This window comes from Streptomyces sp. HP-A2021 (assembly GCF_022807935.1).
Lineage (GTDB): Bacteria > Actinomycetota > Actinomycetes > Streptomycetales > Streptomycetaceae > Streptomyces > Streptomyces afghaniensis.
Genome location: NZ_CP094344.1, coordinates 7,684,382 through 7,705,892, shown reverse-complemented (window position 1 = coordinate 7,705,892; position 21,511 = coordinate 7,684,382). Strand labels below are relative to the sequence as shown.

General features: G+C 70.8%; 16 protein-coding genes and 1 pseudogene. 6 read left to right on the top strand and 11 right to left on the bottom strand.

Annotated features, from left to right (window positions below):
- Window positions 1–35: 35 nt before the first annotated feature.
- Window positions 36–1,031: a lytic polysaccharide monooxygenase gene (locus MQE23_RS34810; protein ID WP_243381201.1), complete on the top strand. Its 996-nt coding sequence runs from the start codon at window positions 36–38 to the stop codon at window positions 1,029–1,031.
- Between the two features lie 109 nt (window positions 1,032–1,140).
- Here the strand turns inward: MQE23_RS34810 and MQE23_RS34805 are convergent, their stop codons facing one another.
- Window positions 1,141–2,001, bottom strand: a complete 861-nt coding sequence (locus tag MQE23_RS34805; RefSeq protein ID WP_243381200.1) for an alpha/beta fold hydrolase — start codon at window positions 1,999–2,001, stop codon at window positions 1,141–1,143.
- A 170-nt stretch (window positions 2,002–2,171) separates the two neighbouring features.
- On the bottom strand, window positions 2,172–2,618 hold the full coding sequence (locus MQE23_RS34800) for a MarR family winged helix-turn-helix transcriptional regulator (protein WP_020274849.1): 447 nt from the start codon (window positions 2,616–2,618) through the stop codon (window positions 2,172–2,174).
- A gap of 79 nt (window positions 2,619–2,697) precedes the next feature.
- Here MQE23_RS34800 and MQE23_RS34795 point away from each other — a divergent pair, with 79 nt between their 5' ends.
- Window positions 2,698–3,072 carry a cupin domain-containing protein gene (locus MQE23_RS34795; RefSeq protein ID WP_243381199.1) on the top strand — a complete coding sequence of 125 codons (375 nt, stop codon included), beginning with the start codon at window positions 2,698–2,700 and terminating at the stop codon, window positions 3,070–3,072.
- Between the two features lie 16 nt (window positions 3,073–3,088).
- Here MQE23_RS34795 and MQE23_RS34790 read toward each other — a convergent pair whose 3' ends face one another.
- From MQE23_RS34790 to MQE23_RS34770, 5 genes are all read right to left on the bottom strand, one after another.
- Window positions 3,089–4,072, bottom strand: coding sequence for a hypothetical protein (locus tag MQE23_RS34790; RefSeq protein ID WP_243381197.1), 984 nt, complete (start codon window positions 4,070–4,072; stop codon window positions 3,089–3,091).
- Window positions 4,069–7,512: a DNA polymerase III subunit alpha gene (locus MQE23_RS34785; protein WP_037671253.1), complete on the bottom strand. Its 3,444-nt coding sequence runs from the start codon at window positions 7,510–7,512 to the stop codon at window positions 4,069–4,071. Before MQE23_RS34785 ends, MQE23_RS34790 begins: the two co-directional genes overlap by 4 nt.
- A gap of 390 nt (window positions 7,513–7,902) precedes the next feature.
- Window positions 7,903–8,985, bottom strand: coding sequence for a S1 family peptidase (locus MQE23_RS34780; protein ID WP_037671255.1), 1,083 nt, complete (start codon window positions 8,983–8,985; stop codon window positions 7,903–7,905).
- Window positions 8,986–9,353: 368 nt separating this feature from the next.
- A complete protein-coding gene (locus tag MQE23_RS34775; RefSeq protein WP_037671258.1) occupies window positions 9,354–10,259 on the bottom strand; it encodes a S1 family peptidase in 906 nt (301 codons plus the stop codon).
- Window positions 10,260–10,455: 196 nt separating this feature from the next.
- Window positions 10,456–11,694: a DUF5685 family protein gene (locus tag MQE23_RS34770; RefSeq protein WP_243381196.1), complete on the bottom strand. Its 1,239-nt coding sequence runs from the start codon at window positions 11,692–11,694 to the stop codon at window positions 10,456–10,458.
- 289 nt (window positions 11,695–11,983) lie between these two features.
- Between MQE23_RS34770 and MQE23_RS34765 the strand changes: the two genes are divergently transcribed.
- Window positions 11,984–12,421, top strand: coding sequence for a cell division protein SepF (locus MQE23_RS34765; RefSeq protein WP_020274856.1), 438 nt, complete (start codon window positions 11,984–11,986; stop codon window positions 12,419–12,421).
- A 37-nt stretch (window positions 12,422–12,458) separates the two neighbouring features.
- Here MQE23_RS34765 and MQE23_RS34760 read toward each other — a convergent pair whose 3' ends face one another.
- A complete protein-coding gene (locus MQE23_RS34760; protein ID WP_020274857.1) occupies window positions 12,459–13,649 on the bottom strand; it encodes an acyl-CoA dehydrogenase family protein in 1,191 nt (396 codons plus the stop codon).
- 214 nt (window positions 13,650–13,863) lie between these two features.
- Window positions 13,864–15,465, bottom strand: a complete 1,602-nt coding sequence (locus MQE23_RS34755) for an MFS transporter (RefSeq protein ID WP_020274858.1) — start codon at window positions 15,463–15,465, stop codon at window positions 13,864–13,866.
- Between the two features lie 263 nt (window positions 15,466–15,728).
- Between MQE23_RS34755 and MQE23_RS34750 the strand changes: the two genes are divergently transcribed.
- Together MQE23_RS34750 and MQE23_RS34745 are read left to right on the top strand one after the other, a co-directional pair.
- Window positions 15,729–16,898, top strand: coding sequence for a glycosyltransferase family 39 protein (locus MQE23_RS34750; RefSeq protein WP_243381194.1), 1,170 nt, complete (start codon window positions 15,729–15,731; stop codon window positions 16,896–16,898).
- Between the two features lie 227 nt (window positions 16,899–17,125).
- Complete coding sequence (locus MQE23_RS34745) at window positions 17,126–18,118, top strand: phosphatase PAP2 family protein (protein WP_020274860.1); 993 nt, start codon at window positions 17,126–17,128, stop codon at window positions 18,116–18,118.
- A 99-nt stretch (window positions 18,119–18,217) separates the two neighbouring features.
- Here the strand turns inward: MQE23_RS34745 and MQE23_RS34740 are convergent, their stop codons facing one another.
- Window positions 18,218–18,433 carry an I78 family peptidase inhibitor gene (locus tag MQE23_RS34740; RefSeq protein ID WP_020274861.1) on the bottom strand — a complete coding sequence of 72 codons (216 nt, stop codon included), beginning with the start codon at window positions 18,431–18,433 and terminating at the stop codon, window positions 18,218–18,220.
- Window positions 18,434–18,861: 428 nt separating this feature from the next.
- Here MQE23_RS34740 and ctaD point away from each other — a divergent pair.
- Window positions 18,862–20,388: pseudogene (gene ctaD / locus MQE23_RS34735) on the top strand (cytochrome c oxidase subunit I); the annotation flags it as partial.
- A gap of 43 nt (window positions 20,389–20,431) precedes the next feature.
- On the opposite strand, the gene MQE23_RS34730 reads toward ctaD, so the two are convergent.
- Window positions 20,432–21,472: a YafY family protein gene (locus tag MQE23_RS34730; RefSeq protein ID WP_037671267.1), complete on the bottom strand. Its 1,041-nt coding sequence runs from the start codon at window positions 21,470–21,472 to the stop codon at window positions 20,432–20,434.
- Window positions 21,473–21,511 lie beyond the last annotated feature (39 nt).

Here is a 21,511-nt window from a genome sequence, read left to right as displayed (position 1 = left end):
CCCTGTTCCCCTGTACCGTCTCGAGGAGTTCCCGCATGCCCGCACGCCGCACGGCAGTCACCGTCGCCGCCCTCGGCGCCCTCCCGCTCGCGCTGACCGCCGCGCCGGCGGCAGCGCACGGTTCGATGGGCGACCCGGTCAGCAGGGTCTCGCAGTGCTACGCCGAGGGCCCGGAGAGCCCGAAGTCGGCCGCGTGCAAGGCGGCGGTCGGAGCGGGCGGCACACAGGCCCTCTACGACTGGAACGGCATCCGTATCGGGGACGCCGGCGGACGGCACCGGCGGCTCATCCCGGACGGCAAGCTGTGCAGCGCGAACAACGAGCAGTTCAAGGGGCTCGACCTGGCCCGCGCCGACTGGCCGGCGACCGACGTGCGCAGCGGGTCGCACACCTTCAAGTACCGCGTGACGGCCCCTCACAAGGGCACGTTCAAGGTGTACATCACCAAGCCCGGCTACGACCCGGCCGAGCCGCTGGCCTGGAACGACCTGGATCTGGAGCACCCGGTCGCGACGGCCACCGACCCGGCGGCCACGGGCGGTTTCTACACCTTCTCCGGCAGCCTGCCCGAACGCTCCGGCAGGCATCTGCTGTACGCGGTCTGGCAGCGGTCGGACAGCCCGGAGGCGTTCTACTCCTGCTCGGACGTCACCTTCGGCGGCGACAGCGCGGCAGGCGGCGCCGCCCCGGCCCCGACGGCCTCCGCTCCCACCAAGGAGCAGATCGAGGCGGGCAACGACAAGTCGACCGTCGAGCACCACGGCCACGGCGACAACGACCCCAGCACCTCGGCCGAACCGGCCGCCGCCCCGAACCGGCCCACAGAGGCTGACGCCGGCCCGAAGCAGCCCACCGAGGCCGACGCCGCTCCCAACCAGCCGAAGGCGGCGGGCGCCACGGAGAACCTCGCCGAGACCGGCGGCGACAGCAGCACCCCGTACCTCGCGATCGGCGGCGCGGCCGCGCTGGCGCTCGGCTCGTCGGCCGTGTTCCTGTCGGCCCGGCGCCGGGCGGTGAGCGGCCGCCGCTGAGCAGTGCCCGGCACGGCCGCTGACCGGGGCCGCTGCCCATGACTCGGGGCCTGTCCGGCGGCTCAGGCCGGACAGGCCCCGAAACGTTTCCTCGACACATGTACACGTGTCATTCGAATGCCGACGCACAGGTGGTGGGCCTGGCCCGTGCCGGGTCGAGCGCGTTGGCCACCTCGTGGAAGGCGACCCTGTCCAGCAGCCCGACGGCCACGTGCTCGGACAGGTCGACCGGGCACAGGTCCTGGAGCAGGACGTTGCGCACGTCCGGCCCGTTCAGGTACTGGCTGCGCCACGGCGTGACGACCTCGTCGTACCGGGTGGCGATGACGGTGTAGCGCACGCCGGGCACGGTGTCGCCGCCCGCGTTGAGCCGCTTGAGGAAGTCGGAGCCGGTGACCTGGTCGGCGAGGGCCGGGGTCGTCTTCGCCAGCAGGTCCCCGGCGCCCGGGAAGTACGGCAGCAGGTTGGTGAAGCCGTTCAGGTCGGTGCCGTGGTTGCTGGGCGCGATGCCGACCAGGGCGTTCACCTTGGCTGCGCCGCCGAGGAACCGCAGGTACCAGCGGGGCATCATGCCGCCTTGCGAGTGTCCGACGATGTCGGTCTCGGCGGCGCCGGTGGTGGCGAGCACCGTGTCGACGAAGTCCTTCAGCTGGACGGCCGACTTCTCGACGGGGCCGAGGCCGTGGAAGAAGGGGACGCCCTCGAGCTGTCCGTAGTCGAGGGAGAAGACGCAGTAGCCCCGAACCTTCAGATAGGGGGCGAGCCCCAGCCAGTTGTCGACGGAGTTCCCGAGGGTGCCGTGAACGAGGACGACGGGGCGGGGATGGGCGGCGGACGGCTTGCAGGAATAGTCGTTCCAACCGGAGCTCGGTGCGCCGGAGGCCTGGGCGGAGGTGGCGGGGACGGTGACGGCCGCGGCGGTCAGCAGCAGCGCGGCCAGGGGTCTGAGCACTCGTTTCCAGGGCAGCATCGGGTGATCTCCTTGCGGCTCAAGGGAGGTGCGACGGCACGACGCCCTGTGATCCGGATCACGGGATGCTGTTCACTCGTCAAGTTATGAGCGGGTAGTCGAACTGGGAAGTTACGCGTCAGTAAAAACTTCCAGTAGTAACCGACGACACTGACCCACCCGACGCCCCTTCACCAGGCAGGCCGGATGGGCCCGCGCGGAGCGATGCGCAGCAACTGCTCCCCGAGCGCCCGCACTTCCCGCTCCCCCAGCACGTCCCCCCACTCCCGCACGGCCTCCGCAGCCGCCTCCTCCGCCGCCCGAGTGCAGGCCCATCCCCGCCCGGTCAGCACGACCAGCCGCGCCCGGGCATCCTCCGGGTGCGGCCGCCGCTCGGCGTATCCCTTGCGCACCATTTCGTCGACGAGCTGACTGGCCGCCTGTTTGGTCACCCCGAGGTGGGCGGCCAGGTCGGTGACCGTCGCACCGTCCGGGGCGAGCCGCGCGAAGGCGAAGCCGTGCGCGGGCCGCACCCCCTCGAAACCGCGCGCGATCACACCCTCGTTGATGCGTTGCGTCAGCCCACCGGCGACGGCGAGCAGGGCGGCGGACAGGGCCATGGCCTCGGAGTTCTGCACGCATGCATTGAAACACTCTTGACTCGATGGTCAAGCTGCTTGACCATATAGTCAAGCAGATTGACTACTTGGAGGCCTCATGCCCATCGTCCGTTCGTCCGAAGCCGTCACCCACGAGATCCACGGCGCCCGCTTCGTCTCGTACGCCACCCCGCGCAGCGGCAGCAAGGAGCTGTGCGCCTGGCGCGGTGAGATCCCGGCCGGTCTCAAGGCACCCGCGCACACCGTCAACCGGGAGGAGATCTTCCATCTGCTCGACGGGGAACTGCTGATCACCCTCGACGGCCGCACCGAGCGGATCGCCGCGGGCGACACGGTGATCATCAATCCCGGCGCCACCCTGGCCGTCGAGAACCCCACCGACCGGACCGCGCACTCCTGGGTCACCACCTCGATCGGCCTGGAGGCACGGCTCGCCGACGGCACGCGCATCGTGCCGCCGTGGGCCAACTGACGTCACGCAGAAGGATCTACGCCGCCAGTCCCCCTAGTCCCCCGGGCATCACCGCCCGCGGTCCGAACTTCGCCCGTGCCCGGTCCGCGACCTCCTCGATGCGGCGGACCTTCTCGTCCACGGGGTCGAAGGTCAGCTGGTGGGAGGCCTGGTCGGCGGGGTCGAGTCCCTCGGCGCGCAGGGCGATCGCGCGGACCCGGGCGCGTTGCAGGCCGAGCGCCTCGTACATGCCGTACGCGGCCCTGGTCAGGTCCGGCGAGTGCGCGGTCGGTTCGTTCAGCTTGCGGCTGCGGGTCGTGGCCGAGCGGTCGGCGTAGCGCACGGTCAGGGTGAGCGTGCGGCACACCTTCTCCAGGGCGCGCAGCCGGGCGCCGATCTCCTCGGCGGCCGACAGCAGGGCACGGCGGTGGCGGTCCGGGTCCAGTTCGTCGCGGCCGAAGGGGCGTTCCGTGGCGAGGGAGCGGGAGACGGCGTTCGGCACGACCCGGCCGCGGTCGACGCCGTTGGCCTTCTCGTGCAGCTCGCGGCCGGCCTTCGCGCCGATCAGCCGCTGGAGCGTGGACAGCGGCGCGGCGGCGACCCTGCCGAGGGTGTCGAGGCCGTAGTCGTCCAGCGTACGGGCGGTCGCGGCGCCCACGCCGGGCAGCGCGGCGACGGGCTTGTCCGCGAGGAACTCCGCGATGGCGTCCCGCTCCTCGGGCACCGCACACGTCACCCCGGGCACGGCGTCGCGCAGCGCCACGCGGGCCAGCATCGGTCCAGGCCCGGCACCGATCACGCAGTCGACGCCGTACAGCGCGAGCGAGCGCACCCGGATCACGGAGGCCAGCTGGAGGGCGTCCCGCCCGAAGTACCGCTCGGCGCCCCGCAGGTCGGCCAGCGCCCCGTCCGGTGGCAGGGCCTGGACGACGGGCGTGAACTCCTCGAGCATCCCGAGCAGTCGGGGCAGGTCGGCCTCGCGCGTCGGAGGCAGCTGGAAACGTACGCAGAGGATGGTCATCCCGCACTCCCCGGACTCTGGTGCCACAACTTTCTTCCCACCGCGGGCCCTTCGCCCGCGGGACGCAGATCGGCCCAGGGGTGCATCTCGTACCCCGTGGGCATACGGATCTTCCGCTGCTCCGCCGGATCCTGGTCCGCGGAGCCCTCCGGCCCCTCGCCGTCACCGGAATCACCGGAACCGGCCAATCTGGCCGCGACCCCCTCCAGTCCTTCCTCCCGGCGCACCTCCAGCAGCTCCGCGAGGTTCCATGCGGCGGCGCCCACCACGCTGAGGCTGCGCGGGCCGCGCCGCTGCACCACCCCGCGCACCAGCAGCAGCCAGGAGTGGAAGACGGTGTGGGCGCAGGCGTCGTGGGAGTCGTCGAAGAAGGCGAGGTCGACCAGGCCCGTGCCGTCGTCCAGGGTGGAGAAGATGACCCGCTTGCCGGACCGGATCGGCGGCGTCTGGGTGGCCGCCTTGGCGCCCGCGACCAGCACCGTCTCGCCGTGCCTGGCCTCGCGCAGCCGACGCGCGGACACCACGCCCAGCTCGTCGAGGAACGCCCGGTGATCGTCCATCAGATTGCGCGAGGCGTCCATGGACAGCACGCCCAGCTCGGCGCTGAGCCGCTCCGAGGAGGTGAGGTCGGGCAGCCCGGCCGGTGCGGTCTTCCGCCCTCCGGCCAGCGGGAGCTGGCCACCGCCCGCGCCCCGCGCGCCCCGGTGCAGCTCGGTCAGATGCAGTTGCAGATCACGGCGGTTGGCGCCGAACGCGTCCAGCGCTCCCACCTGCGCGAGCCGCTGGGCCAGCGGACGGCTGGGCCGGCCCCGCTCCCAGAAGTCGACCAGCGAGGCGTACGGCTGCCCTTCGGCGATCCGCGCCGCCTCGGCCTCACTGATGCCGTGCACGTCGGAGAGCGCCAGCCGCAGCCCCCATTTACCGGACACCAGTTCGATACGGTGTGCGACGCCCGACGCGTTCACATCCAACGGCAACACGGGCACCCCGCGCCGCCGCGCGTCCGCCAGCAGCAGCCGCTTCGGATACATCCCGGGGTCATGGGTGAGCAGCCCGGCGTAAAAAGCAGCGGGATGATGCGCTTTCAGCCACGCCGACTGGTACGTCGGCACGGCGAAGGCGACCGCGTGGGCCTTGCAGAAGCCGTACGACCCGAAGGCCTCGATGATCTCCCAGGTCCGCTGGATCGTTTCCGCGTCATATCCGTTCGCCGCCGCGTGCTGCGCGAACCACACCTTGATCCGCCCCTGCGACTCCGGATCCGACAGCCCGCGCCGCACCCGGTCGGCCTCACCGCGCCCGCAGCCGGTCATGATGTCGACGATGTCGATGATCTGCTCGTGGAAGACGACGACCCCGTACGTCTCCTTCAGCGGCTCTTCCAGGTCCGGGTGCGGATAGCGGATCGGCGCCCGCCCGTGCCGGGCCTCGATGAACGGCCGCACCATGTCGGCGGCGACCGGCCCGGGCCGGAACAGCGAGATGTCGACGACGAGATCGTGGAAGCCGGCCGGCTGGAGCCGTCCGACCAGGTCCCGCTGCCCCGGCGACTCGATCTGGAAGCAGCCGAGCGTCTCGGTGGACCGGATCAACCGGTACGTCTCCGGATCCCCCGGCGACAGCCCGTCCAGATCGACCCTCACCCCCGACACCCGCTCCACTTCCGCCACCGCGTGCGCCATCGCGGACTGCATCCGCACCCCCAGCACGTCCAGCTTGAGCAGCCCGAGATCCTCCACGTCGTCCTTGTCGAACTGCGACATCGGAAAGCCCTCGCCGCTGGTCGGCATGACCGGCGTGCGCGCGAGCAGCGAGGCATCCGACAGCAGCACCCCGCACGGATGCATGGCCACCCCGCGCGGCAGGGCGTCCAGCGCCTCGACCAGCTCCCACAGCCTCCCGTACTTCTCCTTCTCGCCCGCCAGCGCCCGCAGTTCGGGCAGTTCCTCCAGCGCGGCGCGGGCGTCCCGCGCCCGGATATGGGGAAAGGACTTGGCGACCCGGTCGATCTCGGCCGGGTCCATGGACAGGGCGGCCCCCACGTCACGGATCGCATGCCGCACGCGATACGTCTCCGGCATCGCGACCGTCGCGACCCGCTCGGTGCCGAACCGGTCGATGATCGCGCGGTAGACCTCCAGCCGGCGCGCGGACTCCACGTCGATGTCGATGTCGGGCAGCACGACCCGCTCCTTCGACAGGAACCGCTCCATCAGCAGCCGGTGCTCGATCGGATCGGCGTGCGCGATACCGAGCAGATGATTGACGAGCGACCCCGCCCCGGATCCCCGGGCGGCGACCCGGATGCCCATCTCCCGCACATCGTCGACCACTTGGGCCACGGTCAAAAAATAGGAAGCGAAGCCATGGTGGGCGATGATGTCCAGCTCATGGTGCATCCGCTCCCAGTACTCCCGCCGCCGGTCGTACCCGCGCAGCACCATCCCCGCCGCCGCCCGCGAGGCCAGTGTCCGCTGGGCGGTACGGCGGTCGGCACCGACCAGATGCGGCTCGGGGAAGTGGACGGTACCGATCCCGAGATCGTCCTCCGGATCGACCAGGCATTCGACGGCGGTGGCCTCGGTCTGCTCCACCAGCCGATGAGCGGTGTCCCGCCGGAACCCCGCGGCCTCCACGATCCGCTCCGCCACCCCGACCATGGCCCCGGCCCCCTTGAGCCAGGCCTCACCGGAGTCCAGCTCCTTGGTCGGGTCGACGGGCACCAGACGCCGGGCGGCATCCAGCACGTCGGCGACCGGCCCCAGCCCCGGGTCGGCGTACCGTACGGCGTTGCTGAGCACGGGCCGGATCCGCTGCTCGGCGGCGAACCCGACGGTCCGGGCGGCCAGCCGCAGGGAGCCGGGCCCCGTACCTTTCCGGCCATGCCAGACGGCCTCCAGCCGCAGGGCGTCGCCGTAGACCTCCCGCCAGGGCACGAGCAGCCGCGCCGCACGGTCGGGACGCCCGGCGGCCAGGGCACGCCCCACATCCGAATCAGGCCCGAGCAGCACGGTCACACCCTCGGCGTGATTGCGCTCCCAGGGCAGCAGCGGCGTCCCCTCCCCCTCGTGCACCGCCGAGACGAGCCGGCACAGCCCGGCCCAGCCACGGGCACCGTCCCGGGCGAGGAAGGTCACCCGGGGGGCGGACTCATCGACGAAGGCGCCACCGCGTACAGGAGTACGGCGCCGCCCCCGCCCCCGCCCGGGTTCGGGGCGCTCCGCTCCCGCCACCGCCAGCTGCGCCCCGAACACCGGACGGACTCCCGCCTTCGCACAGGCCTTGGCGAACCGGACGGCACCGGCAAGTGTGTCGCGATCAGTGAGAGCCAGGGCGTCCATGCCCCGCTCGGAGGCGCGCTCGGCCAGCCGCTCCGGATGCGAGGCTCCATACCGCAACGAGAATCCGGAGACGGTGTGCAGATGCGTGAACCCCGGCACACGCACCTCCCGCACTCGTGAACCACACCGGCTCTCGAACATCTGTTCCCAGCTACCCCACCCCCACCATAGACCAATTCTCGAATACATGTGCGACAACCGCTCGGCCCCACCCCACCTGCGGAAACACCAAAATGCCCCCGACTGTGGAGGCATGCCACACCGCTCGTTCCGCGACGAGGCGAGAGACGCCGCCGCTTGAGCAAGGCGCGGTAAAGCCCCCCGACGCGACCCCGACCCACCGCACCCCGGTAGGCGCTACGCGCACCCCCACCGAAGCAGCCACAGGCCGCCGCCGGCACCCGGCCCAACCGCCGGAGGCCGGCGGCACACGGAAAAGCCCCGCCCCTCACACAAGGGGCGGGACTCCACAAACCTGGAACCCGGAACTCAGCCGATCTCGGTCCCGGTCGCCGACAGCGCCTCCGTCACCGGCTGGAAGAACGTCTCCCCACCGGACGTGCAGTCACCGCTACCACCGGACGTCAGCCCGATCGCGTTGCTGCCCGAGAAGAGCGAGCCACCACTGTCACCGGGCTCCGCGCACACGTCGGTCTGGATCAGACCGTTCACGATGTCGCCGTTGCCGTAGTTCACGGTGGCGTCCAGCCCCGTGACCTTCCCGTCGTGCACCTGGGTCGTCGAACCGCTCCGCGTGACCTCCATGCCGACCGTCGCCTCGGCGGCACCCGTGATCTTCTGCGTCGAGCCGTTGTAGAGGTTCACCTCACTCGGGTGAGCCACCTCCGCGGTGTACTTGACCAGCCCGTAGTCGTTGCCCGGGAAGCTGGAGTCCGCGTTGGTGCCGATCTCCTTGCCGCTGGAGTCCGACCACGTCGAGATGCCCTCGGTGCAGTGCCCCGCGGTCAGGAAGAACGGCTCGCCGCCCTTGACCACGTTGAAGCCGAGCGAGCAGCGGCCACTGCCACCGGTGATCGCGTCGCCACCGGCGACGAAGGGCTTGTACTCGCCCTTGGTCCGCTGGAGTTCGGCCTTCGCACCGAGCTTGTCGACGACCTTCGTCAGCGTCGCCCACTCGGCCTTGGACACCGTACGGTCGGCGGTGACGACGATCTTGTTGCTGGTCGGGTCGGTCACCCAGGAGGTGCCCGGAATCGTCGCGTCCTGCTTCAGCGTGCCGCGGGCGCTCTTCAGTTCGGCGAGAGAGTTCGCCACGACTCTCGCCTTGGCTCCGGCCTTCTCGACGGCCTTGGCCGCGGCCTCGTCGAGCACGTTCACCACGAGGCTCTTGCTCTTCGTGTCGTAGTACGTGCCCGCCGCGTCGGCGCCGAGGTCCTCGGCCAGCGTCGAGGCGAGCTTTCCGGCCGCCGCGACCGACAGGGTCCGGGGCGCGGAGGCCTCCGGGGTCTCGCTCGCGTTCGCAGTCTGGAAGGTGACTCCCGCGGCGACCAGTGCGGCGATACCCGCACCTGCCACGGCTACACGCCGCTTGGGTATGCGTCGGTGCTTCAACTCACGTCCTCCTGTGGGGGGTCGGCCCGAGAGGTTGTGGGGACCTCGCGAACCGGAAGGCTTTGTTGACGAGCGCCCACTATTCCGAGGACAACGGGGAGCACACAAGGGTGAGTTCGAGACGCGCGTAGACAGCGCTTCGCACGCCCCCTCATTTTGACCGTCCACGGTCAAATCGGACCCAACTCCCCTGTGTTCACAGTGCAAACATTACGCGTGAGTAATGTGCGGGCACTCTGCGGGGTTCACGCATGGCCGAATTTCGCCCCTCCGGCAGCCGGTTCGGAGGAGCGCCCACACGCCACACGAAAGCCCCCGCACGCGATGCGTGCGGGGGCTGCGAAGTGCTGCGAACGGCCGCCGGGGGCTCAGTACACGCTGACCCCGTAGGCGCTCAGGGCCTCCGTGACAGGCTGGAAGAACGTCGTACCACCGGAGGAGCAGTTACCGCTGCCGCCGGAGGTCAGACCGTAGGCGACGCCGTTGCTGCCGTAGAGCGAACCGCCGGAGTCACCGGGCTCGGCGCAGACGGTGGTCTGGATCAGGCCGGAGACGATGTCCCCGCCGCCGTAGTTCACGGTGGCGTTGAGGGCGGTGACACGGCCGCTGTGCGTACCGGTCGTGGAGCCGTCGCGGATGACGGTGGTGCCGACGCTCGGGGTGGCCGCGCGCGTGATGTCCACGCCGTTCGCGGTGCCGGGACGGCTGACGGAGCCGCTGTAGCGGACGAGGCCGTAGTCGTTGCCCGGGAAGCTGGAGCCGGCGGTCGAGCCGATGACCGTGGTGCGGCCGGAGTTGGAGTACCAGGTGCCCGCGCCGTCGGTGCAGTGACCGGCGGTCAGGAAGTATTCGGTGCCGTTGCTGGCACGGACGTTGAAGCCGAGGGAGCAGCGCCAGCTGCTCGCATAGATGGCGTCGCCGCCCTGGATCAGCTTGTTGAACTTGCCGGGGGTGCGCTTGATCGTCAGCGCGTCGGCGTTGGCGCCGGCCTGCTGCTTGATCTTCGCTATCTCGGCCTGGCTGACCGTGCTGTCGACGGTCAGGAGCACGCGGTTGGTCTTGCTGTCGACGGCCCAGGCGGTGCCCGGGATGTCGGCCTTCAGCAGGGAGCCGCTGGCGCTCTTGAGCTCGGCGGCGCTGAAGGTGGCGGGGGTGTCGGAGGCGTTCGCGCTGGGGATCGCGATCGCTGCGGCGGCAACGAGGCCGGTGGAAACGGCGATCAGCCGGGTCCGTCTCGAAATGCCACTGCGGGGGGTGGTGCGCTTGATCCTCACTTTTCGTTCCTCCACAAAGGAAGTAGGGGGCCCTCGTGGGGTTTCGGGCCCGTGAGGCGCAGTCCGGGGCGAGGCGGGCCGGATTCCGAATCCGCCGTGCCCCTGACAAGCGCTGTGGGGGAGTATTCGGCCGAACGGCCGGTAGGCGCAAGAGGGCCTTTCGGCCGTGCCCTTCTGAACCACAGGTCACACGGGGTCAGCCGTCGCAGGGGCAGCAGCAGTCGCATCCATCGCAGTCGCAATCGCGGCAACAGCCCTCGCGCTTCTTGCGGGACCACGGCCCCTCGTACTCCTTGGCACAGCACAGCTTGCAGGTGCAGCACAGCAGCCAGAACATCCCGCAGCCGGCCCAGAACCCGCGCCGCCCCCGGGGCGGCTGGGGCACCGGCGCGCCACCGCCGAGACCACCGCCGCCGTACCCGCCTCCCCCACCTGCGAACGGGTTTCCGCCATCGCCCGCGTACGGGTTCTGCCCAGAGCCGTGCGGCCCGTGCGGCCCCTGACCGTACGGGCCCTGAGGCGGCTGCTGTCCGTACGGCCCGCCCTGATGTGACGCGCAGACCGGCACCGTCCCGAACGCCCGGTCCACCGAGCGCCGCAGCTCGTGCACCAGCAGCAGATGCACGAGCTTCGCGTCGGCGAACTCGGCGTCGCGCAGCGCGAGCCCCACGCCGTGCACCGCGTCGTCGGCGAGCCGCCGGGCCTCCGCCAGGGAGGTGCCGGTCGCGGCGATCGGGTTCCAGGCGCCTGAAGCGGCGTCAGCGTGCAGGTCCTCCACGGCATCCAGGAGATGGGCCAGCCGCCCGAAGAGCCGTCCGGCCTCGGCGAGCGGCCCGGCGTTGTGCGGCCGGCCGGCGAGGACCGCCGTGTGCGCGAAGGCGGCGGCGGTCGCGGTCTCGGTCGGTTCGGTGACCGTCAGGATCGGTGTGCCGGGACCGGCGAGCGCCTCGATGCCGCTCTGCCGGTCCACGGCGTCGACCAGGACGGCCGTGTCGAACCCGACGGCGGAACCGGTGCGCGCCCCGGCGCGGTCCCAGCCCGCGGCGACCCGGCGCGCGGCGCGTGCGACCGGCGCACGGGCCAGCAGTCCGTCGCCGTCCGCGACGTGGTCGCGCACCTTGGCGGAGGCGAGCACCAGCGACACGGCCGCCGCCAGCCGCGCTCCCTCACCGTGCGCGACGGACGCGGTGCGCATCCCGCGCAGCGGACACGGCCCCGCCGTACGCCGCCCCACACCGCTCGACGCGCCGGCCGCCCGGCCCGCCTGAGCCTCCGTCAACACCGAGACGAGAAGCCCGTCGTAGTTCGTGACGATGCGCGCGAGCTGCCCGTGGTCCCCGCGCAGCGCGAGACACAGCCCACACAAATGCGCCATCCACTGGGCCGTGAGGCTCTCCCCGAGCCGGTGCCTACAGGGCCTGACCATTCCGAACATCGATGTCCCCCCGTGCTTCGTACGACGTTTGGCGCCGCATGGTATCGGCCATCGTGTTCACCCGTACGCACCGCTCATCACCCGTACGCCGCGAAGAATCATATTTCACTCACAGTCAGCAGTCGTTTACGACAAGGCCCTTGGGAAACACGGACTCTCGACGGATTCGCTGTGCACCAGTACCGTCACAAACCCCCCGTGCGGCGTCTATCCACTTGGCGCGCCATCCGCATCATGGACGACCATAGGGATGCGGAAAGCAGAAAGACCGCTGTGAGAGGAGGCGTCCATGGGATCGGTACGCAAGGCAAGTGCCTGGCTTGGCCTCGTCGACGACAACGAAGACGAGCGTTACTACGACGACGACTACTCCGACGGGACCGAGCCCGGGGAGGCCTGGGTCACCGATCCGCGCGTCAAGGTGGCCTCGGACGTCGCCGAGGAGAAGGGGCGCCGCATCGGCACGGTGACCCCGGACAGCTTCCGGGACGCGCGCGCCATCGGCGAGCTGTTCCGCGAGGGCGTGCCGGTCATCATGAACCTCACGGCCATGGAGGCCGGCGACGCCAAGCGCGTGGTGGACTTCGCGGCCGGGCTGATCTTCGGTCTGCGCGGTTCGATCGAGCGGGTGTCGACCCGCGTGTTCCTGCTGACCCCCGCCAACACGGAGATCGTGAACGGCGACCCGGCCGGGCACCGCACGGACGGCTTCTTCAACCAGAGCTGAGGCAGGGCCGCTCACCGGCCCTGCCCCCGCGCGGGGTTCACCGGAAGGCGTCGAGTCCGGTGAGCGCCTTGCCCAGCACGAGCTGGTGCATCTCGACGGTGCCCTCGTAGGTGAGCACCGACTCGAGGTTGGTCGCGTGCCGCATCACGGGGTATTCGAGCGAGATCCCGTTGGCGCCGAGAATGGTGCGGGCGGTGCGGCAGATCTCGATCGCTTCCCGTACGTTGTTGAGCTTGCCGAAGCTGACCTGCTCGGGACGCAGGCGGCCGGCGTCCATACGCCGCCCCAGGTGATGGGCGAGCAGAATTCCCTTGTGCAGTTCGACCGCCATGTCGGCGAGTTTGGCCTGGGTGAGCTGGAAGCCGCCGATGGGCCGTCCGAACTGCTCCCGCGACTTCGCGTAGTCGACCGCGGCCTCGAAACAACTGCGGGCCGCACCCATGGCGCCCCAGACGATCCCGTACCGCGCGTGCGACAGACAGCTGAGCGGTCCGCGCAGGCCGGTGCCCTCCGGGAGGACGGCGTCAGCGGGCAGCCGTACGTCGTCGAGGACGAGCTCGCTGGTGACGGAGGCGCGCAGGGACCACTTGTGCTTGATCTCCGGGGCGGAGAACCCACCGCTGCCGGTCGGCACCACGAACCCCCGGATCCCGTCCTCGGTCTGCGCCCAGACGACGGCGACACCGGCGACCGAACCGTTGGTGATCCACATCTTGCGGCCGTTGAGGACCCAGTCGGTGCCGTCGCGCTTGGCGTACGTCCGCATGGAGGCGGGGTCGGATCCGTGGTCGGGCTCGGTCAGCCCGAAGCACCCGATGACCTCGCCGGAGGCCATCCGGGGCAGCCACTGCTGCTTCTGCGCCTCGCTGCCGAACCGGTGGATGGCGTACATGGCGAGGGAGCCCTGCACGGAGACGAGGGACCGGATCCCGGAGTCGGCGGCCTCCAGCTCCAGGCAGGCGAGCCCGTACTGCACGGCGGACGCCCCGGCGCACCCGTACCCCTCCAGGGACATCCCCAGGGCACCGAGCTCCCCGAGTTCCCGGGCGAGCTCCCGGATCTCCGGCAGCTCCCCCTTCTCGTACCACTCGGCGACATTCGGCAGCACCCGGTCCGCGGCCCAGGCCCGCACGGTGTCCCTGATCCCGAGATCCTCCGGCTCCAGGAGGTCGTCGAGGCCGAGGGGGTCGGCGGGGTCGAAGGGAGGAAGCTTGGACGACTCGGACATGCGGACACCCTCCGAAGCTCTTTAACTAGCACTGCTAACCAAGACGCTACGACGTCCACCCACCCCAGCACCACCCGTAGCTGTCGACCGGAGGGCGAAGACCACCGCAAGCCGCCGACGGTGCTCCACCCCCACGGGCGAGCTCCACCCCTCAGTCGGCAGATACGGGTGGAGCGTGGGTGGGCAACAAGGGCGTCACACCGAGACGCGGGCGTCACACCGAGACGCGCGACTCCGCGGCGTCCCTGGGGGCGGGCACCTCCACCGCACCAGTGCCCTCACACTGCATGACCCGCGGCAACCGCAACGCCATGACCGCCCCGAGCAGCAACAACCCCGCACTCACCAGCAACGTGACATGCAGCCCGTGCACGAACGCGTCCCGGGCGGCATGACGCAGAGCAACCCCCGCCACCCCGCCCAGCTGCGCGGCAACCTCGTACGCCTCCCCCAGCGAATGCCCCGCCGAGGAGGACGCCGACTCCGGCACCCCCGGCACGCCCGACAACCCGGGCGCGTACGCCGCGTTCATCACCGTGCCGAGCAGGGCGATCCCGATGCCCGCCCCCAGCTGGTACGACGTCTCCCCGATCGCCGCCGCCCCACCGGCCTGGTCCTGCGGCGCCTCGCTCAGCATCGACTCGTACGCCCCGAACAGCGTCGTCTCCAGCCCGAAGCCGAGCAGCACGAACCCGGTCAGCATCAGCGCGCAGTCGTCGGTCCGGCCCAGCGCCGTCAGCAGCACCACCGCGAACGCCGTCAGACAGAACCCGAAGCACACCATCCGCCGCGGCCCGAACCGCCGCAGCATCCGCGCCCCGGCCAGCCCGGCCGCCATCGCGGCGAACGTCAGCGGCACCAGCCGCAGCCCCGTCTCCAGCGGCGACAGCCCGAGCACCAGCTGGAGGTACTGCGCGGCGATCAGTTCGAGTCCGACCAGCGCGAGCATCGCCAGCACGATGCACCCGACGGCCGTGCTGAACGCCGGCCGCGCGAACATCCCGAGGTCGACCAGCGGATGCGTCCGCCGCCGCTGCCGCCGTACGAAGGCGACCAGCAGCGCCGCGCCCACCACCAGCGGCAGCACGGTGAGCAGGCTCCCCACCGACTCCCCGCCGCCGAGCCGCTTGACGCCCAGCACCACCCCGAACAGTCCGATCGCCGCCATCAGCGCGCCGACCACGTCCCAGGGCCCTTCGCCGTCGCCCTTCGACTCGGGCAGCAGCAGTCGCCCGACCGGGAGGCTGACCAGCATCAACGGAATGTTGACGAGGAACACCGAGCCCCACCAGAAGTGCTCCAGCAGGAAGCCGCCGAGCAGCGGCCCGACGGCCGCGCCCACCGCGGCCACGGCGCTCCAGATGCCGATCGCGAGCGCCCGCTCGCGCCGGTCCGGGAAGACCTGCCGCAGGATCGACAGGGTCGCCGGCATGATCATCGCGCCGCCCACGCCGAGCAGCGCCCGCGCCACGATCAGTACCTGGGCGTTGTCCGCCAGGGCCGCGAGGCCCGAGGCGACGCCGAACAGCGCGTACCCGAGGAGCAGGACCCTTCGGCGGCCGACGCGGTCGCCCAGCGTGCCGAACAGGATCAGCAGCGAGGCGCAGACGAGCGGATAGACGTCGACGATCCAGAGCAGCTCTATCCCGCCGGGCTTCAGGTCCTCGGTGACGGCGGGGACCGCCACGTGCAGCACGGTGGCGTCGACGGCGACCAGCAGCAGGCTGACGCAGAGGACGACGAGGACCACCCAGCGGTTGGCACCGGCCCCGGCCGCCCGACGGCGCAGCGCAGCGGCCGTGGTCGTCCCGGACATGTACGTACCTCCCAGATGTTCCCTCGCGATCGGCGGGTTCACGGGGTGGGGGACGCCCCCGCGACTCGGCCGGAGAGGAGCGGTGGTCTCCGGCCCGCGCAAACGAAAAGCGAGTGACACGTCAGAGTACGCGAGTCCGCGCCGGAGCCGAGTGGCGGACCTCTCACACATTCGGCGGAAAGATGTGGCGTACGCCACTCCCCTCTCCGTCGACCACGCCCCGGGCGGCCGGCCGGTTGCGGCCCGGGTCGATAATCGGGCGCGTGACCGATCTTGAGACGCGCGCGGCCCCGACCCGCGCCGGGGCGCTGCGCCGGGCGGCCCCGGCGCTCCTCGGGTACGCGGCCGTCCGCGCCCTGGGCCTCATCGCCCTGGCCCTGTGGAGCGCGGCGCGCGACAAGAGCGCGTACACGCTGCTGACCGCTCGCTGGGACGCGCTCTGGTACACCAGGGTCGCCGAACTCGGCTACGGCTACGAGGTGCGCCTGGCGAACGGCGACGTGCACTCGAACCTCGCGTTCTTCCCGCTGCTGCCCTGGCTGGAGCGGCTGGTGGCGGCGGTGTCCCCGCTGTCGTACGCGGACGGCGGTTTCCTCGTCGCCCTGGTCGCCTCCCTCGCCGCGGCCTGGGGGATCTTCGCGGTCGCGGACCACGTGTACGGCCGCCGGGCCGGGGTGTGCGCGGTGCTGCTGTGGGCGGTGCTCCCGGTCGGGATCGTGCAGTCGATGGCGTACAGCGAGTCGCTGTTCACGGCGCTCGCCGCGTGGTCGCTGTACGCGGTCCTGACGGGCCGCTGGGTGACCGCGGGCACGCTGGCCCTGCTCGCGGGACTGACCCGCCCGGTCGGGATGGCCGTGGTGGCCGCGGTGTGGGTGGCGGCGATCGCCGCCTTCGTGCGGGAGAGGCGGGCCGGCGACGCCCACGACTTGGGCCCTCGCGCCCGTCGTGTCCTCGGCATGCTGCTCGCCCCCCTCGGCACCGCCGGATACGTGCTGTGGGTCGGCCACCACACCGGCAAGGGGCCTCTCGGCTACATCGACGTGCAGGCGGGGTGGCGCAACGGCTTCGACGGGGGTTACGCCTTCGCCCGGTTCGTCGCCGAAAAGTTCACGTCGTTTCCCTCGGCCCTGGCCGGTGCCGGGCTGATCGCCGGGGTCGCGTCAGTCGTATGGCTGTATCTGGTCGGCGTACGTCAGCGCCAGCCGCTCCCGTTGCTGGTCTACACCGGAGTCGTGACCGCGCTCGCCCTGTGCGCGTCGAGCTACTTCGGCTCGAAGCCGCGCCTGCTGATGCCGGCCTTCCCGCTGCTGCTGCCCCTCGCCCTGGCCCTGGCCCGGCTGCGTATCCGCAGGTCAGCGCTGGTGCTCGGGTCGGTGGCGGTCGCCTCGGCGGTGTACGGGGCGTTCTGGCTGAACGGTTCGGGTCCCCCCTGACCCGCTGTGAGCGCCCGGAGAATTCCGCACCATGCCCCGGTGAACGAATTCAAAAGCTCAATAAAACCCCCATCCGGAATGATCAAAGGAATTGAAGGCCGCAGGGCCCGGCGATTACGGATTCGCTGGAAATAAACCTCCTGCTGAGAGGAATCCCACATCACATCGTCATCACAAAGCCGTTGATTCGACAGGGATCCGAGCTCACTCGCTGTAACGTCGATTGGGTGCGTACCGAACCGAAGCTCACCCGTCTGGACCGGGTGTTCGCCCGGCTGGACCGTGAGCCGGAACGACCGGCCCACATCGATGTGCCGAAGATGAGCAGGCACCGCATCGTGCTCTTCGCGGCGACCCTGGCCTTCTACGGCGCGATCGTGTGGGCCGTGATCATCACGTCCTGGCTGGTGCGGCTCGACTGGCAGGTCATGTTCTTCCGGCCGTACCAGCAGTGGTCGGAGATCCACTGGTTCGTCGACTACTACGTGGTGCTCGGCCAGCGCGGCCCCACCGCCGTGATGGTCGCGGCCTGGCTGGGCTGGCGCTCCTGGCGGCAGCACACCCTGCGCCCGCTCCTCGCCCTCGGCGTCTCGCTGCTCCTGCTGAACATCACGGTCGGCGCCGCCAAGTACGGCATGGGCCGTCTGGGACCGCACTACGCGACCGTGATCGGCTCGAACGAGATGTGGCGCGGCGGCGATATATTTCCGAGCGGTCACACCGCCAACGGGGTGGTGACCTGGGGGATCCTGGCCTATCTGGCCTCGACCCCGAGAGCCCGCCGCTGGCTGTCCGCCGTGTCCGCGGTGACCTCGCTCGGCGTCGGGATGGCCACCGTCTACCTCGGTACGCACTGGCTGAGCGATGTGCTGCTGGGCTGGGTCGCGGGGCTGCTGATCCTGCTCGCCCTGCCGTGGTTCGAGCCGCTGATCGCCCGTTCCGAGACAAGGATCTTCGACCTGCGCGACCGCTGGCGGGCCCGCCGGAGCGGTACGGCGGCGGCCACCGCCCCGGTGAGCGCGCCGCCCGTGGTGGTCACGCCGCTGCCCCCCGACCGGGACGACGTCGCCGCCCGCTCGCCCCGGGCCCCGGTCTACCTGGCGCCGGGCCCGCACACGGCCCGTTCGGAGCGCACGCCGATCACCCCGGCGGGCAGCCGCCGCCCGCCGCACACCGAGCGGCACCCACGCGGCTCGGCCTCCTCCTCGGCCCGCCCCTGACGGGCGGCTGACCACGACGGACGGCGGGCGGTGCGCACACCCCGCACAGGCACGGCGAAGGCCCCGGTTCCGGAGCGGAACCGGGGCCTTCGCGGTGTCTCAGCCCTTCCAGGCCCGCGCCACTCGGCCGCCCTTCACCTCGAAGTTCAGCCGGCCCACGCGGTACTCCATCGTGATGATCGCCCCCGGCGGCAACGCGCGCACCGTCGGCCAGCCGCGCTCACGCGCGAGGTGCTCGGCCCGGCCGGCCTCCAGGCCGACGTAGGTGTCCGGGCTGTCGTCGGGTTCCGCGGAAGGTGTCGGAATCGGTGCCATGCCGCCACGCTATGCCGTGCCCGGCGACCGCGGAAGTCCGGGCCTGTGACCCCGGTCCCCGTCCCTCCCCTGTCACGCTTCTGTCACAAGATCACGACAGCTGTTTCGAGAGCTGTCCGTCACACGGACGAGCGGTTTCCTAGGCCTTCCGCAGGTATTCGATCGCCATTTCCGCGTGTCACATGAGCCCATGGAAAAGCCCGGCGGAAAGTTCCGGGAGAAGTGGCCTCGGGGCCCCAATCCATTCCGGCGCCGCACCGGGCCGGCTCAGCCGCCGCCGCACAGGAAATGCATGGCTTCGGCACACAAAGGCCGGTACGCCCCCTGTCGGAGCGCTCGGTGACGCGAGCATCATGGCGTGAGCTCGCGGGGATGCGGCGCGGGCTTCGGCGGGCCCGGGACGCGATGAGCGAAGGGGCGAGCGAGCGATGGGGACGCAGACCGTACAGGCGACGGTTCGGCCCGTGCCGGGGAAGAAGCACGGACGGGTGCTGGTCGACTGGCTGACCACGACGGACCACAAGAAGATCGGTCACCTCTACCTGATCACGTCGTTCGTGTTCTTCCTGATCGCCGGAGTGATGGCGCTGCTGATGCGCGCCGAGCTGGCCCGCCCCGGACTGCAGATCATCAACAACGAGCAGTTCAACCAGGCCTTCACGCTGCACGGCACGATCATGCTGCTGCTGTTCGCGACGCCGACCTTCGCGGGCTTCGCGAACGAGCTGATGCCGTTGCAGATCGGCGCGCCGGACGTGGCCTTCCCGCGGCTGAACATGTTGTCGTACTGGCTGTTCCTGTTCGGCGGGCTGATCGTGCTGGGCTCGCTGCTGGTGCCCTCCGGACCGGCCGACTTCGGCTGGTTCGCCTACGCCCCGCTCAACAGCGCGGAGCGCACGCCGGGCATCGGGGCCGACCTGTGGATCATGGGGCTGGCGCTGTCCGGCTTCGGCACGATCCTCGGCGCGGTCAACTTCATCACCACCATCATCGGGATGCGCGCCCCCGGCATGACGATGTTCCGGATGCCGATCTTCGTCTGGAACACGCTGTTCACGTCGATCCTGATCCTGATGGCGTTCCCGGTGCTCGCGGCGGCGCTGCTGGTGCTGGAGGCGGACCGGCGGTTCGGCTCGCAGGTCTTCGACGCGACCAACGGCGGGGCGATCCTGTGGCAGCACCTGTTCTGGTTCTTCGGTCATCCCGAGGTGTACATCATCGCGCTGCCGTTCTTCGGCATCATCACGGAGATCATCCCGGTCTTCAGCCGCAAGCCGATGTTCGGCTACCTGACGCTGGTCGGCGCGACGATGGCGATCACCGGCCTGTCGGTGGTGGTGTGGGCGCACCACATGTTCGCGACGGGCGCGGTGCTGCTGCCGTTCTTCTCCTTCATGAGCTTCCTGATCGCGGTGCCGACGGGCGTGAAGTTCTTCAACTGGACCGGCACCATGCTCAAGGGCTCGCTGTCCTTCGAGACGCCGATGCTGTGGGCGACGGGCTTCCTGGTGACGTTCCTGTTCGGCGGGCTGACCGGGGTGATCCTGGCGTCGCCGCCGCTGGATTTCCATGTGACGGACACGTACTTCGTGGTGGCGCACTTCCACTACGTGGTCTTCGGCACGGTGGTCTTCGCGATCTTCGCCGGCTTCTACTTCTGGTGGCCGAAGTTCACCGGGAAGATGCTCGACGAGCGGCTCGGCAAGATCCAGTTCTGGACGCTCTTCACCGGCTTCCACACCACGTTCCTGGTGCAGCACTGGCTGGGCGCCGAGGGCATGCCCCGCCGGTACGCGGACTACCTCGCCGCGGACGGGTTCACGGCGCTCAACACCGTGTCGACGATCGGCGCGTTCCTGCTCGGCATGTCGACGCTGCCGTTCCTCTACAACGTGTGGAAGACCGCCAGGTACGGCGAGAAGGTCGAGGTCGACGACCCGTGGGGCTACGGCCGCTCCCTGGAGTGGGCGACGTCGTGCCCGCCGCCCCGGCACAACTTCACGGTGCTGCCCCGGATCCGGTCGGAGTCGCCGGCGTTCGACCTGCATCATCCGCAGTACGCGGCGGTGACTGCGCAGCCCGAGCCAGAGCGCCATCAAGCCGGTCGCGAACCCTCCTGATCGCCTCGATCAGCCCGTCGGGTTCGAGCACCTCGAACTCGAAGCCCAGCATCATCACGTGGATCACCATCACGTCGAGGCTCCCGGCGCCGCAGCGCAGCAGGCAGCTGCCTGGGCCCTCCGCCTCCAGCACCCCGGCGCTGGGCGAGATGTGCGCGGCGGCCTCCTCCAGGGGCGCCAGGAGCCGCACGACGGCGTGAGTGGCGTACACCCGCGTGGAGACGCCCTGGGAGACGTAGGCGGCGAGGTCCTCGGCGGGCGCCTCGCGCGGCTGGAAGCGGGGGCCGTGCGGTGGCCTGGGCGTGACGCGGTCGACGCGGAAGGTGCGCCAGTCCTCCCGGTCGAGGTCCCAGGCGACCAGGTACCAGCGGCGCTCGGTGCACACCAGGCGGTGCGGTTCGACACTGCGGCGGCTGCGGGTGCCGTCGTGGCCGCGGTACTCGAAGCGCAGGCGCTCGGCGTCCCGGCACAGGTGGGCGAGCTCGGTCAGCACGGCCGGGTCGACGGCGTCGGGCACCGGGCCGCGCAGCATCGGCACGGTGAAGGCGTTGAGGGCGCCCACGCGGCGGCGCAGCCGGTTCGGCAGCACCTGTTCGAGTTTGGCCAGGGCCCGTACCGAGGTCTCTCCGATGCCCTCGATGCCCTGCCCGGCCGCCGTGCGCAGCCCGATGGCCACGGCGACGGCCTCGTCGTCGTCCAGGAGCAGCGGCGGCAGCTCGGCGCCCGCGCCCAGCTGGTAGCCGCCGCCCGTGCCCGGGCTGGCGTTGACCGGGTAGCCGAGTTCGCGCAGCCGGTCCACGTCTCGGCGCAGGGTGCGGGCGCTGATGCCGAGCCGCTCGGCCAGGTCGGGGCCGGACCACTCGCGGTGGGCCTGGAGCAGGGACAGCAGGCGCAGCAGGCGTGCCGAGGTCTCCAACATGGGGGCGAGTCTGCCAGCCCTTGCGGACAGCCGCTGTCC

Excerpts from the sequence above, each read along its gene's own strand:
- MQE23_RS34760 (WP_020274857.1), bottom strand. The coding sequence starts at position 13,649 with ATGTCCGAGTCGTCCAAGCTTCCTCCCTTCGACCCCGCCGACCCCCTC.
- MQE23_RS34740 (WP_020274861.1), bottom strand. The coding sequence starts at position 18,433 with ATGGCACCGATTCCGACACCTTCCGCGGAACCCGACGACAGCCCGGAC.
- MQE23_RS34790 (WP_243381197.1), bottom strand. The coding sequence starts at position 4,072 with ATGACCATCCTCTGCGTACGTTTCCAGCTGCCTCCGACGCGCGAGGCC.
- MQE23_RS34795 (WP_243381199.1), top strand. The coding sequence starts at position 2,698 with ATGCCCATCGTCCGTTCGTCCGAAGCCGTCACCCACGAGATCCACGGC.
- MQE23_RS34805 (WP_243381200.1), bottom strand. The coding sequence starts at position 2,001 with ATGCTGCCCTGGAAACGAGTGCTCAGACCCCTGGCCGCGCTGCTGCTG.
- MQE23_RS34770 (WP_243381196.1), bottom strand. The coding sequence starts at position 11,694 with ATGTTCGGAATGGTCAGGCCCTGTAGGCACCGGCTCGGGGAGAGCCTC.
- MQE23_RS34765 (WP_020274856.1), top strand. The coding sequence starts at position 11,984 with ATGGGATCGGTACGCAAGGCAAGTGCCTGGCTTGGCCTCGTCGACGAC.
- MQE23_RS34755 (WP_020274858.1), bottom strand. The coding sequence starts at position 15,465 with ATGTCCGGGACGACCACGGCCGCTGCGCTGCGCCGTCGGGCGGCCGGG.
- MQE23_RS34810 (WP_243381201.1), top strand. The coding sequence starts at position 36 with ATGCCCGCACGCCGCACGGCAGTCACCGTCGCCGCCCTCGGCGCCCTC.
- MQE23_RS34730 (WP_037671267.1), bottom strand. The coding sequence starts at position 21,472 with ATGTTGGAGACCTCGGCACGCCTGCTGCGCCTGCTGTCCCTGCTCCAG.